The 11,885-nt window shown below is 69.5% G+C and carries 17 protein-coding genes; 9 read left to right on the top strand and 8 right to left on the bottom strand.

Annotated elements, in window-relative coordinates:
- Positions 1-178: 178 nt before the first annotated feature.
- The 5 genes from GC157_13850 to GC157_13830 are packed head-to-tail and all read right to left on the bottom strand — an operon-like array spanning position 179 to position 3,600.
- On the bottom strand, positions 179-940 hold the full coding sequence (locus GC157_13850; protein ID MBI1378550.1) for an aquaporin family protein: 762 nt from the start codon (positions 938-940) through the stop codon (positions 179-181).
- A gap of 53 nt (positions 941-993) precedes the next feature.
- Entirely contained in the window at positions 994-1,965 is a 972-nt protein-coding gene (trxB, locus tag GC157_13845) for a thioredoxin-disulfide reductase (GenBank protein ID MBI1378549.1), read from the bottom strand.
- Entirely contained in the window at positions 1,962-2,378 is a 417-nt protein-coding gene (locus GC157_13840; GenBank protein MBI1378548.1) for a phosphotyrosine protein phosphatase, read from the bottom strand. The genes trxB and GC157_13840 overlap by 4 nt, the downstream gene beginning before the upstream one ends.
- A 35-nt stretch (positions 2,379-2,413) precedes the next feature.
- A complete protein-coding gene (locus GC157_13835; protein ID MBI1378547.1) occupies positions 2,414-3,055 on the bottom strand; it encodes an arsenate reductase ArsC in 642 nt (213 codons plus the stop codon).
- 26 nt (positions 3,056-3,081) lie between these two features.
- Positions 3,082-3,600: a glyoxalase/bleomycin resistance/dioxygenase family protein gene (locus GC157_13830; GenBank protein MBI1378546.1), complete on the bottom strand. Its 519-nt coding sequence runs from the start codon at positions 3,598-3,600 to the stop codon at positions 3,082-3,084.
- Positions 3,601-3,803: 203 nt separating this feature from the next.
- Here GC157_13830 and GC157_13825 point away from each other — a divergent pair, with 203 nt between their 5' ends.
- The 7 genes from GC157_13825 to GC157_13795 all read left to right on the top strand — a co-directional run bounded on the left by GC157_13825 (position 3,804) and on the right by GC157_13795 (position 8,257).
- Positions 3,804-4,079, top strand: a complete 276-nt coding sequence (locus tag GC157_13825; protein ID MBI1378545.1) for a metalloregulator ArsR/SmtB family transcription factor — start codon at positions 3,804-3,806, stop codon at positions 4,077-4,079.
- Positions 4,080-4,107: 28 nt separating this feature from the next.
- A complete protein-coding gene (locus GC157_13820; protein MBI1378544.1) occupies positions 4,108-4,407 on the top strand; it encodes a thioredoxin family protein in 300 nt (99 codons plus the stop codon).
- A gap of 140 nt (positions 4,408-4,547) precedes the next feature.
- Positions 4,548-4,805: a metalloregulator ArsR/SmtB family transcription factor gene (locus tag GC157_13815; GenBank protein MBI1378543.1), complete on the top strand. Its 258-nt coding sequence runs from the start codon at positions 4,548-4,550 to the stop codon at positions 4,803-4,805.
- A complete protein-coding gene (locus tag GC157_13810; GenBank protein MBI1378542.1) occupies positions 4,802-5,854 on the top strand; it encodes a permease in 1,053 nt (350 codons plus the stop codon). The genes GC157_13815 and GC157_13810 overlap by 4 nt, the downstream gene beginning before the upstream one ends.
- Positions 5,855-5,881: 27 nt before the next feature.
- Positions 5,882-6,124, top strand: coding sequence for a thioredoxin family protein (locus tag GC157_13805; protein MBI1378541.1), 243 nt, complete (start codon positions 5,882-5,884; stop codon positions 6,122-6,124).
- 126 nt (positions 6,125-6,250) lie between these two features.
- Entirely contained in the window at positions 6,251-7,090 is an 840-nt protein-coding gene (locus tag GC157_13800; GenBank protein MBI1378540.1) for a cation diffusion facilitator family transporter, read from the top strand.
- Between the two features lie 30 nt (positions 7,091-7,120).
- Complete coding sequence (locus tag GC157_13795; GenBank protein ID MBI1378539.1) at positions 7,121-8,257, top strand: hypothetical protein; 1,137 nt, start codon at positions 7,121-7,123, stop codon at positions 8,255-8,257.
- Positions 8,258-8,624: 367 nt separating this feature from the next.
- Here GC157_13795 and GC157_13790 read toward each other — a convergent pair whose 3' ends face one another.
- The 3 genes from GC157_13790 to GC157_13780 form a co-directional block, all read right to left on the bottom strand.
- Entirely contained in the window at positions 8,625-9,254 is a 630-nt protein-coding gene (locus GC157_13790) for a hypothetical protein (protein MBI1378538.1), read from the bottom strand.
- A gap of 263 nt (positions 9,255-9,517) precedes the next feature.
- Positions 9,518-9,940 (bottom strand): hypothetical protein, encoded by a 423-nt coding sequence (locus GC157_13785; protein ID MBI1378537.1) that lies wholly within the window; start codon positions 9,938-9,940, stop codon positions 9,518-9,520.
- Positions 9,941-10,077: 137 nt separating this feature from the next.
- A complete protein-coding gene (locus tag GC157_13780; GenBank protein MBI1378536.1) occupies positions 10,078-10,653 on the bottom strand; it encodes a diguanylate cyclase in 576 nt (191 codons plus the stop codon).
- A 117-nt stretch (positions 10,654-10,770) separates the two neighbouring features.
- Here GC157_13780 and GC157_13775 point away from each other — a divergent pair, with 117 nt between their 5' ends.
- Complete coding sequence (locus GC157_13775; protein MBI1378535.1) at positions 10,771-11,271, top strand: MarR family transcriptional regulator; 501 nt, start codon at positions 10,771-10,773, stop codon at positions 11,269-11,271.
- Between the two features lie 74 nt (positions 11,272-11,345).
- Positions 11,346-11,852, top strand: a complete 507-nt coding sequence (locus GC157_13770; GenBank protein ID MBI1378534.1) for a VOC family protein — start codon at positions 11,346-11,348, stop codon at positions 11,850-11,852.
- Positions 11,853-11,885 lie beyond the last annotated feature (33 nt).

The following is an 11,885-nucleotide window of genomic DNA, read 5'->3' as shown; positions in this document are numbered from 1 at the left end:
CGAGAGCCGGGTGAGAACCGCGTCGTCGGCGGACGCCGGAGTCGATGGCGCGCCGTGGTCGCTCACCGGGCCTCCTCCGTGCGTCTCGCTACCGGCGCACCCTTGTGCTTGTCGCGTGGTCGTCAGCAGTCTCCTCCGTTCGCCAACACGATGGCGGGCGCAGTCGGGCACGTCACCGTCAGCGGGTCTCCTCGTGGATGTCGATGGCGACCGCTCCGGAGGGCGAGTGCCGGGGCCAGAGCACAACCGTGGCGAGCACGGCGAGTACGGCGCCGATGCACTGCGCGACGACGAAGCCGGGCACGCTCGCGGGGGCGATGCCGGCGAAGGTGTTCGACAGGGTTCGGCCGATGGTGACTGCCGGATTGGCGAACGATGTGGATGCGGTGAACCAGTAGGCGCCGACGATGTAGGCGGCGACCGACGCGGCGATCCAACTGGACCGGCCGGCGCGGACCAGGCCGAGGATCACCCACAGTAGACCGAATGTGGCGACCACCTCGGAGAGCAGGATCCCGCTGCCGGTCCGATCGTGGGTGGAGATCGACACTGCGGACAGCCCGAACATGAGGTTGGCGAGGATCGCGCCGGCGCACGCGCCGAGGACCTGAACCACCACGTAGGGGGCGATGTCACGGCGGTCGATGCCGCCGAACCAGGCATCCACCGCCGTGACGACCGGGTTGAAGTGCGCACCGCTGATCGGGCCGAGCGTGGCGATAAGAACGAGCAGCACCGCACCTGTGGCGATCGCGTTCTCGAGCAGTGCGAGCCCGGTGTCGGTGGGTGAGAGTCGCTGAGCCATGATCCCCGACCCGACGACGGCGGCCACGAGCAGCGCAGTGCCCAGCGCCTCGGCGAACAACCGACGAGGCAGGGACACAGCTGCGCTGGTCACGACGGCTACCGGTGCGGACTCGAGCACGAGATCTCCTTGCATGTGAGGCCTGAGGGACGCACGGACATCCCGCTAGCGCCGTGGGAGCCGGACACCTACACGAGGACCTGCAGCGGGTCATGGGTGCTCTCGGCGGCCTCTAAGTTGGCGAGGAACTTCTCCGCGTCGAGCGCGGCTGCGCACCCGGAACCGGCCGCGGTGATGGCCTGCCGGTAGGTGAGGTCGACCAGGTCGCCGCAGGCGAAGACGCCCTCGAGGTTCGTCCTGGTGCTGCGGCCCTCGACGAGAACGTAGCCCTCGTCGTCGAGCGCCACCTGGCCGCGAATCAGCTCCGAGCGGGGGTCATGGCCGATCGCGACGAACAGGCCGGTGGCCTCGATCGAGCGGGTCTCGCCCGTCGACGTGTCGCGCAGGACGAGGCTCTCGAGCTTGTCGCCGCCCACGATCTCGGCGACCTCGGAGTTCCAGGCGAAGCGCATCTTCTCGTTGGCGAACGCCCGCTCCTGCATGATCTTGCTGGCGCGCAGGCTGTCGCGTCGGTGCACGAGAGTCACGGTCTCCGCGAAGCGGGTGAGGAAGGTGGCCTCCTCGATGGCCGAGTCACCGCCGCCCACGACCGCGATGTGCTGGTTGCGGAAGAAGAACCCGTCGCACGTCGCGCACCACGAGACACCGTGGCCCGACAGGCGCTTCTCGCCCTCGACGCCGAGCTCGCGGTAACCCGACCCCATGGCCAGGATCACGGCTTGGGCGCGGTGGGTGGTGCCCTCGCCGTCGGTGACCGACTTGATCGGCCCGGTGAGGTCGACGGCGGTGACGTCGTCGGTGATGATCTCGGCACCGAAGCGGACTGCCTGGGCGCGCATGTTCTCCATCAGCGCGGGGCCCATGATCGCGTCGGTGAAGCCGGGGAAGTTTTCGACCTCGGTGGTGTTCATCAGCGCACCGCCGGCGGTCACCGCGCCCTCGAAGACCAGTGGGGCGAGCTGGGCGCGGGCGGCGTAGATCGCGGCGGTGTAGCCCGCCGGGCCCGACCCGATGATGATCAGGTTGCGGACGTCGCTCACGACGTCGCCGCCTTCGCGTCGATCTCGGCGATGAGCCCCTCGATGCGGGCCTTGATCTCGTTGCGGATCGGGCGCACCGACTCCACGCCCTGCCCGGCGGGGTCCTCGAGGACCCAGTCGAGGTAGGTCTTGCCCGGAAAGAACGGGCACGCGTCCCCGCAGCCCATCGTGATGACGTAGTCCGACGCCTGGACCGCCTCGGTGGTGAGGACCTTGGGGGTCTCGGCGGAGATGTCGATGCCCTCCTCCGCTAGTGCCTCGACGACAGCCGGGTTCACGGTGTTGGCGGGGGCGGACCCGGCGGAGCGGACCTCGATGCGGTCACCGGCCAGGTGGGTCAGGTAGGCCGCGGCCATCTGGGACCGGCCCGCGTTGTGGACGCACACGAACAGGACGGAAGGCTTCTCGCTCACAGTGGTCACTCTCTGCGGAAGGGCGGTTGGGTGGACTAGGAGTTGGCGGGGATGAGCTCGTCGAGCAGTCCGCGGACCCGGGTCTCGATCTGGTCGCGGATGGGTCGGATGTCCTCGATCGGGAGCCCGGCCGGGTCGGGGAGCTCCCAGTCGAGGTAGCGCTTGCCGGGGTAGACCGGGCACGCGTCGCCGCAGCCCATGGTCACGATGACGTCGGAGGCGCGGACGATGTCGTCGGTCAGCGGCTTGGGGAACGCCTCGGTCAGCTCGATCCCGATCTCGGCCATGACCTCAGTGACGACCGGGTTGATCTGCCCGCTCGGCGCGGACCCGGCCGAGCGGACGTGGACCCGGCCCTCGGAGAGCTGGTGCATCAGCGCGGCGGCCATCTGGGAGCGGCCGGCGTTGTGCACGCAGAGGAACAGCACCTCGGGAACCGTCACCTGTGTCAGCCCCTCGAGGCGGGCGACCGCGGTCAGCCGCTCCCGCGCGAACTTGCCCGCCAAGACGGGGAGGAACCCGGTGATGGTGGCGTTCTCGGCGAGCAGGTCGTAGCACTCCTGGACGCACGCGGCGACGGTCTCGCGGCTGAAGATGCCGTCGAACCGGTAGGCGAGCTGGTCGATGGTGCCGGCCACGGGCGAGGTCGCCCGGTCGGGCAGGTCGGACTCGGTCACGGGGCGGTTCCTGTCCTCTGTCGTGGTCAGCAGCAGGCAGCGGCGTCGGAGCCGGCACCCGCGTCGGCGGTCACGAACCCGGATGCGGGGGTGCAGCAGGCGCCATCGCCACCGACGGTCGCGAGCAGCGGGAGCGAGGCGGTAGCCGGCTGGGGGTTGGCGGGGTCGTCGTCCTTGACCGTGTAGATCTCCCACGGCGCACCGGCCGGGTCATGCACCCAGACCTTGTCCTGCAGTGCGTAGCAGCAGGTGGTGTCCTTCTCGTCGAAGGTCGCCAGGCCGGCGTCGCGCAGCCGGGCCGCGCCCTCCTCGACGTCCTCGACGGAGGCGACCTCGACGCCCAGGTGGTTCAGTGCGCCCGCGACGCCGGTCCCGCGGGTGTCAGCGGGGACCTCGATGAGGACGAGCTTGAGCGGCGGCTCGGTGATCGCGAAGTTCGCGTACCCGGGCCGGCGCTTGTGCGGCTCGACGCCGAACATCGTCGAGTAGAACGTGACCGAGGCCTCGAGGTCGGACACGTTGAGCGCCAGCTGGACTCGCGACATGCTCACCACTCCATCTACATCGACGATCGTCTACATTGACGTCTGTCGAAGCATCCTCGCGGAACGTATCGACGAATGTCAATGTCCCAGGTGTGTCGGTGAACGACAGGTGAAGGAGACGTGACGTGGCCACGACGACACGCACGCGCAAGGGTGTGCTCCTCGACGGTCCGGAGTGCTGCCCGTCGGGTCTCACCGAGCCGATGGACCGCTCCTCCGCCGAGGCGCTCGCCCAGCTACTCAAGGCCGTCTCCGATCCCGCCCGGCTGCAGCTGATCGCCCTGATCCGTGCCAGCGAGGCTGGCGAGTCCTGCGCCTGCGACCTGACTGAGCCGCTCGGCCTGTCCCAGCCGACCGTCTCGCACCACCTCAAGATCCTCACCGAGGCCGGCCTGATCACTCGTGAGAAGCGCGGCACCTGGGCCTGGTACTCCGTGGTCCCCGAGCGCCTCGCGGAGATCGCCTCCGTCTTCCGCTGAGCCGACGATGACAGGAAGGGCCGGACCCGTGGATGTCGAGCTGCAGTACTTCGACGGCTGCCCCAACTGGACCGTCGCCCAGGAGCGACTCCTGGAGGCGCTGCGACGGGCCGGGCACGACGACGTGTCGATCGTTCTGCGCCGGGTCGAGACCCATGAGGACGCGGTGGCGGCGAACTTCCGTGGCTCGCCGAGCTTCCTCATCAACGGCACCGACCCGTTCCCGACCGGCGAGGGCGCTCCCGGTCTGAGCTGTCGGGTGTACCGCAGCCCAACCGGACTGTCCGGCTGCCCCAGCGTCGAGGACCTGGTGACCGCACTCGGCTGAACGACCACTCGTGTTCCGTAGGTCACAACCCGCTCCCCGGCGGGATTGAACGCCACGCCCAGGACGATACTTCAGTTGTGATTGTAGCAACGAGCACTGAACTGTCCTGGTCGGCTGTAGACGCCGATGCGTCCGTGAGCCTGCTCCAGGCCGTCGCGGACCCGGTCCGGTGGACCGTGCTGCACCGTCTCGCGGTCAAGCCGTCGTGCGTGTGCGACATCCAGGAGCACGTGCCGATCGCGGCGAACCTGCTCAGCTACCACCTCAAGGTCTTGCGCGAGGCCGGTCTGGTCACCGCGACCCGCCGCGGCAGGTGGATCGACTACGCGCTCGCCCCCGACGCGCAGGCCCGGATCACTGCCGCGCTGCCGACGAGCCTGGGTGGCGATCGGTCATGACCCTGCTCGAGCGGATGCCGGAGACCCGCCGCGGCCGTGGACTGACCCTGGCCGTCGCCGCGGTCGTCTGGTTCGCGGTGTATCAGCTCAACGAACACCTGTGGGACTGGGTCCTCTTCAACGGGTTCGGGATGGACCCCACCGCGCGGGTGACCGAGACGATCCACTTCTTCGTCTACGACTCGATCAAGATCACCCTGCTGCTCGTCCTCATCATCTTCATCGTCACCTTCCTGCGCTCCTACATGAGCGTCGAACGGACCCGCGCGATGCTCGGCGGGAAGCGCGAGGGCGTCGGCAATGTGATGGCCGCCGGCCTCGGCGTCGTCACCCCGTTCTGCTCCTGCTCCGCCGTCCCAGCGTTCATCGGGTTCGTCGCCGCCGGCGTCCCGATCGGGGTGACCCTGAGCTTCCTCATCGCGTCCCCGATGGTCAACGAGATCGCCATCGGCATGCTGCTCACCCTGTTCGGGGTGAAGATCACCGCCATCTACATCGGCACCGGTCTGGTCATCGCGATCGTCGCGGGCTGGATCCTGGGACGCCTTGGTGTGGAGCGCTGGGTCGAGCCGTTCGTGTTCGAGACCAAGCTGCGCGGCAAGGCCATCGACCCCGCCGCCGGACTTACCTTCGACGACCGAGTGGCGATGGGCGTCGAGGAGGTCGGCACCATTCTGCGCAAGATCTGGCCCTACCTGCTCGTCGGCATCGGCCTGGGCGCGGTCATCCACGGCTGGGTGCCCACCGAGTTCTTCACCACGTACGCCGGACCCGGTTCCACCTTCGGCGTCCTGGTCGCTGTCGGTATCGGCATCCCGCTCTACTCCAACGCCGCGGGCATCATGCCGCTGGTCCAGGCCCTCTACGAGAAGGGCCTGCCGATGGGGACCCTGCTCGCGTTCATGATGGCCGTCGTCGCGCTCTCCCTGCCCGAGATGATCCTGCTCCGCCGAGTCCTCAAGCCCCAGCTCCTCGCCGCCTACGTCGGCGTCGTCGGCACCGGGATCGTCCTTGTCGGCTACCTGTTCAACTTCCTGCTCGCTGCTTGACTTCGCCCCACCACCAAGGAGAACACGATGATCATCAAGGTCCTCGGCCCCGGCTGCACCAACTGCAAGAACCTCGAACGCGTCACCCGCGAGGCCGTCGCCGACCTCGGGCTCGACGCGACGATCGAGAAGGTCGAGGACTACGCCGAGATCGCCGGCTACGGGATCATGTCGACCCCCGCCCTCGTCGTCGACGAGGAGGTCGTCGTCTACGGACGCGTCCCCAAGATCGCCGAGCTCCGCGCCCTGCTCGCCCCCGCGACCGCATAGCCGCCCGGCCATGACCAGGCCCGGCACAGACGCCGTGGCCCCCAGACCCGCCCTGCCGTAACCCCCGCGGACGGTCACGAGTTCGAGCACGGCGTCGACGCCGGAAGGGCCGGCCAGCGCCGAGCCCTGGGCTGGGCACTCGGGCTCAACGGTGTCCTCCTGGTCATCGAGGTCTCCGGGGGGATCGTCTTCGGGTCCCTGGCCCTGCTCGCCGACGCCGCCCACCTGGTCTCCGACGTCGCCGGCCTCGCCATCGCGCTCGGCGCGGTGATCCTGGCCGCGCGCCCGGTCAGCACCCGGCACAGCTTCGGCTTCGCCCGCGCCGAAGTGCTCGCCGCGCAGGTCAGCGCATTGCTGCTGATCGCCGCCGGCGGCTGGATCCTGTTCGAGAGCATCACCCGACTCACCGACCCGGTTCCCGTCGACGGTGCCGGGCTGGCCGCCGTGGCCTCCTTCGGTCTGGTCATCAACCTCGGAAGTGCGCTCCTCGTCCACCGCTCCCAGGGCGAGAGCCTGAACATGCGGGCCTCGTTCGTCCACCTGGCCACCGACGCCGCCGGATCCCTCGGCGCCGTCCTGGCTGGTCTGCTCATCCTCAGCTTCGGCTGGCTGCGCGCCGACTCCCTGGTGTCCATGGCCACCGCACTGCTCGTGCTCTGGGCCGGCTGGGGTCTGCTCCGCGACACCACTCACGTGCTGATGGAAGGCACCCCACGTGGCATCGACAGCGAACGGGTCCGGGACGCGATCCTCGCCGTCGACGCAGTCACCGACGTGCACCACCTCCACCTGTGGAACCTCGCCTCCGACATCCCCACCTTGTCCGCGCACCTCGTGCTCGCCGGAGGGCCCAGCCTCCGCGAGGCCCAGCGCACCGCCGAGAGCGTGCGCACCACCTTGACCGAGCACTTCGCCCTCACCCACATGGCTCTCGAGCTCGAATGCGCCACCGACATCAGGGAATGACTCCTCCGCACACACGAACAGGAACCCGCGATGAGAACTGAGCAGAACGCTCAGATGACGAACTCGGCACCACCCACGCCCACCGCGACGCCGCCCGAGGGACTGCAGCGCCTGCGCGGGCTGCACCCGGGCTGGTTCGCCGCGGTCATGGGGACCGCGATCCTCGCAGTCGCCACCTACGACAACCCCGGAAACGTCGCCGCCCTCCAGAGCGCCGCGCACGCGGCCGGCGTCGTGATCGCGGTCCTCGCCTACCTGATCGCCGCCGTGTTGTCCCTCGCGTATGCCGCCCGTTGGATCCGGCACACCGACGCGGCGATCGCGGACCTGCGACACCCGGTGATGGGAGCCCTCTACGGGACCGTTCCCGGTGGACTGCTGGTCCTCGCTGTCATGACCTCGGTCATCGGACCGACCGTACTTTCCGACTCCGCTGTGACAGCGATCATCGCCACGCTCGCCGTCGTCGGCGGTGTCCTCGCGCTCGCGATCAGCGTGACGTTCGCCTACGTCCTGTTCACCGGCGAGGCACCGGCCGCCATGGTCAACGGCGGCTGGTTCATCCCACCGGTCGTGACGATCATCATCCCGATGGCGCTCGTCCCACTGATGCCCCACGTCACTTCCGGCACCGCGCGGCAGCTCCTGATGCTCGGGTACGCGCTCTACGGCATGGGGTTCCTGCTGTTCCTGCTCGTCATGAGCCTGCTCCACGACCGCCTCGTTCTGCACCCCCTCCCAGGCGCACCGATGGCCCCATCGCTGTGGATCGGCCTCGGCCCGGTCGGAGTCGGAGTGCTCGCCCTCCTCGCGCTAGCCCACGCCGGAGCACCCCTGTTCGGATCAAGCGCAGCGACGGTCACACTCATCAGCCAGCTCGCAGCAACCGGGCTGTGGGGATTCGGGATCTGGTGGCTCGCCGCGGCGGTAGCGCTGCTCGTGCGCTACCTGCGAGCCGGCGCACTGCCCTACAACCTGGGCTGGTGGGGATTCACCTTCCCCCTCGGCGCATTCACCGTCGCCACCTTGACGCTCGCCCGAGCCTGGGACACCAGCCTCATCGAGTGGTTCGGCGTCCTGCTCTACGCCGGCCTCCTCACCTTCTGGGTCGTGGTCAGCGCCGGAACAGTTCGCGGAGTGCGCAGCGGCCTCGTCTGGCGACGATGATGAGCGGGGCGGCCGGCACAGCTCGGAAGGGCCACACCGGAGATGCGGGTGCGGACGATCCATGACCCCGCCGATCTCGACGCTAGCGCCAAGATCATTTGACACCAACCGTGACACCAACGCTGGTCAAACAGTCCCAGATGTTCCTGGACGTCAAGCGACGAAAAGCGTGGCAAATACTGGAAATCTCGTACTTGCTTGAACCGGCCAGAACCCGCCTTTTCGACCCGTCAGGTCGTGGGTTCGAGCCCCACCCGCCCCACAGGCCCTTCCAGGGCCGATACCCGAATCAGGTCCCTGTGAGTCGGGCCAGCACTCCGAAAGGCCCGCGGCGAGCCCGTGAAGTCCCCGCGAGCCGGGCTGGGCGTCAAGCCCAACTCTCGCCGAACAGAACCTCACCGGCTGGCTGGCCGACGTCGTCGCCCTCGTCATCGGCCGACAGCGGAGCGGGTTGCTCATCAGGGCGGATGAACAAGCGGGCTCCCTTGATCACTTCCACACCCGGGATCCGGTACCAGGGTTCCCCGGACTCGTGGAGGATCGCATACAGGGCGTTGGCGGGAGTTGCGATAGCCATGGCGGCATCCTCGTCCGTCTCCTCGTCACGATTGCGACGATGCGCTGCACGTCCCGCGTCGAGCAAGGCCCCTGGGTCGACCAGCGCCAGGTCCCACCGGGAGACGACGGTCAGCGGGTCACCCTCCGTCAACTCCTCCCAGCCGTCCTCGTCGTCATCTGAGCCATCGAGGTCCGGGTCACCAACCAGCACCGCAGGGAACGTCCCCGTGTGATCGAAGACGCGCTCGCTCCACTCTGTGATCAAACGTTCGACAGCCTCGTTGGCGGCAAACAGGGATGGCATCTCGCTGCTGCCTCCTCGCAACGCCCCGACGAAGGCAGCGTGGGATCGAAGCGCATCAACCAATGCGTCCACAGCGGCGTTGATTGCTCCACTCGTCTGCTCACTGAACTGCTGCGGCTCGTCGGCCTCGTCCACCGGTCTGACCTCCCTCTCGTGGGCGTTGACGCTACTGCGCGGCGACCTTCTTGATCCATTTCGCCTTGATTCTCTGTGTGTACGCCGCTGCCGTGGCCCACACTCCAGACACGTCCAATAGCGTTTGACGCGTGGCACGTCGTCGGCTCATGCCTGACAGCTGTTTCGGCTGATGCCTGACACTCCCGGCCCGCCGGAGGTCGCCGGCGGGCGCGGCGGGAGGACCCCGGACCGCATGGTGGCGGGGAGCGGGAGCCGAGGCCTCAGGTCGAGGTGCTGCAGTCGGCCGTCGTCGCGACGGTGGAGAGCACGTCGGTGAACTGCTGCTTGGCGGTCGTGAGCCCGGCGCCGAGCTCGGCGGCCGTGGTGGCCTGCGAGAGCCCCTGCAGCGTGGCCTTCAGCGCGGTCACCTGAGGCTCGATCGCCGCCCGCTTCTCGGTCGCCAGGTTCTTCTCCGCGTCCACGAGCCCGTCGACCGCCGACGTGAGCTGCGACAGCGTCGTCTTGGCATCGCCGAAGTTGAGCGCCTGCACCTGGGTGACGAGGGTGTCGTAGGCCTTCTGCACGTCGGCCCGCGCGCTGCAGACCTGCTGCTCGGCGGTCGGCTGCGTGGACCCGGTGGAGCCGCACCCGGACAGGACCAGGCCGGCGGCGAGGACGAGTGCTGCGACGCGTGGGTGTGCCATCGGTGCCTCCGGTGTCGTGGTCCTCACCCTGGCACGACCGGCCTCGACGACGCCCGACGAGGAGCGACCTCGCCGGCCCCACGGCGATCGGCCCGGCACGCGGGGTGCCGGGCCGATCGGGCGTGCGGGGGAGAGGGTCAGGCGACGACCGCGAAGCCGCCGTCCCAGCCGACCTGCTCCGAGGCCGCGAGCGTGATCTGGAGGAACCCGAGCGCCTCGAGCTCCCGCGCCCGCTTGAGGGACCCGGCGTCGAGGGCCTTCAGCCCGCCGTCGGTGACGAGCGCGGACACAGCGGACTTGGCCTCCGCGTCGTCGCCGGCGATCAGGATGGTGGTCGTCGAGTCGCCGACCGAGCCCGAGGCCAGGGTCGCGGCGAAGGTGGTGTTGAAGGCCTTCACGACCTTCGACTCCGGCAGCGCGGCCTGCAGGTGAGCGGCGGCCGAGGAGTCGGCCGGCACCACGAGGCCGTCGAAGGTCGCGAAGTCGACCGGGTTGGTGACGTCCACCACGACCTTGCCGGCGAGCTGCTCGCCGCGCTGCGCGACCACCGAGTCCACGGCGGCGAACGGGACGGCGAGCACGACGACGTCGCCGGTGACGGGGGTGTCGGCGCTGTCGGTGTCGAGGACCTGGACCTCGCGGCCGGCCTTGCCGGCGATGCCGGCGAGGGCGGAGCCGATGTTGCCCTTGCCGAGGATGGTGACGGTGCTCATGGGGACCTCCGGGTAGAAGATTGTCGCATCAACTAAATCTGAGGCTACGAGGAATTAGTTGTCGTGTCAAGTAAGCGGTAGGATGCGGCCATGACCCGCTGGCTGGACGAGCGCGAGATGGCCGCCTGGGTGCGCCTCGCGGCTGTGATGGAGCTGCTGCCGGGCGTCCTCGACCAGCAGCTGCGCCGCGACTCGGACCTCACCCACTTCGAGTACTGGGTGCTCGCGATGCTCTCCGAGGCGCCCGAGCGCACCCTGCGGATGAGCTCACTCGCCTCGCGCACCAGCGGGACGCTGCCCCGCCTCTCGCACGTGGTCTCGCGCCTCGAGGGCCGCGGCCTGGTGGAGCGGTTCCCGTGCCCCGAGGACGGCCGGGCCACCAACGCGCGCCTGACCGACGCCGGCTGGGAGGTGGTCCGCGAGGCCGCGCCGGGGCACCTCGAGGCGGTGCGCGGCCACGTCGTGGACGCCCTCACCGGCGAGCAGCTCGACGAGCTGCGCGCCATCGCCGACGCCATCCTCGCCCGCGTGGACCCCGAGGGGCGGGTGACCGCGACGCTCACCCGGGCGTCGGACGACGCCTCCCGTGCGGCAGCGGGCCCGGCAGCCGCGGGCTGACGGCGTCCGCCGGGCCCGGAGGCCGGGACCGGACCGGTTGACAGTCCTGCCGACGGTGACAGGAGACTCGCGGCATGAGCGACGACGACGCCCCCGGCGCGGCTCGGCAGAAGGTCACGCCCTGCCTCTGGTTCCGCACCGACGGCGAGGCGGCGCTGCGCCTGTACACCTCGCTCGTCCCGGGCTCGCAGATCACCTCGCTGCAGTACTCGCCCGGCCCCGACGGCGAGGCCACGCTGCTCGCCGGCTTCACCCTCGGTGGCGTCGAGTACCGCGCCATCGGCGGTCCGGCCGAGTTCGGGCCCACGGAGGCGTTCTCGCTGTCGGTGGCGTGCGCGGACCAGGCCGAGGTCGACCGGTACTGGGACGCGCTGGTCGCCGACGGCGGCGAGGAGGGCCCGTGCGGCTGGCTCAAGGACCGCTGGGGCGTGTCGTGGCAGATCGTGCCGGACCGGCTCGGCGAGCTGCTCGCCGACCGCGACCCGGCGCGGGCCGGTGCCGCGCTGCAGGCGATGTTCGGCATGACCCGCATCGTGGTGGCCGACCTCGAGGCCGCGGCCGACTCGGCCACGCAGTCCTGAGCGGCTGAGACGTCGCTGCCGCGAGAGCCCGTG

The sequence above is a fragment of the Frankiales bacterium genome, assembly GCA_016125335.1.
Lineage (GTDB): Bacteria > Actinomycetota > Actinomycetes > S36-B12 > CAIYMF01 > Longivirga.
Note: the sequence above shows the minus strand (reverse complement) of the source record. Positions and strands in the feature narration are given on the sequence as shown.